Here is a 603-nt window from a genome sequence, read left to right on the forward strand (position 1 = left end):
CCGGGTGAGGTCGGTGGTGTCGAGGTGGCTGGTCATGGTGCTGGTTTGGTGCCAGAGGCCCCAGGCGAGGCTGGTGGCGGGTTGGCCGTGGGTGTGGCGGTGGTGGGCGAGGGTGTCGAGGAAGGTGTTGGCGGCGGCGTAGTTGGCTTGGCCGGGTGTGCCGAGGGTGGCGGCGATGGAGGAGAAGAGGATGAAGTGTTGGAGGGGGAGGTGTTGGGTGTGGTGGTGGAGGTTCCAGGCGGCGTGGGTTTTGGGGTTGAGGGTGTGGTGGAGGTGGGTGGGGGTGAGGGTGGTGAGGGTGGCGTCGTGGAGGGTGCCGGCGGTGTGGATGATGCTGGTGAGGGGGTGGTGGGGGGGGATGGTGGTGAGGAGGTGGGTGAGTTGTTGGGGGTTGGTGGTGTCGGTGGCGGTGATGGTGATGGTGGCGCCGAGGGTGGTGAGGTGGTGGTGGAGGTCGGTGGCGCCGGGGGCGTGGGGTCCGCGGCGGCTGGTGAGGTGGAGGTGGCGGACGCCGTGGTGTTGGACGAGGTGGTGGGCGAGGAGTGCGCCGAGGGTGCCGGTGCCGCCGGTGATCAGGACGGTGCCTTCGGGGTCGAACGCCGG

Annotated in this window: 1 protein-coding gene; it reads right to left on the reverse strand. The window is 69.8% G+C overall.

The annotated features are described in order from the left end of the window. Window positions 1–603 (reverse strand): beta-ketoacyl reductase (locus MXD61_RS05785; RefSeq protein ID WP_248811807.1); only part of this gene is annotated, 603 nt, incomplete at both ends.

The organism is Frankia sp. AgPm24, assembly GCF_023243055.1.
Classification (GTDB): domain Bacteria; phylum Actinomycetota; class Actinomycetes; order Frankiales; family Frankiaceae; genus Frankia; species Frankia umida.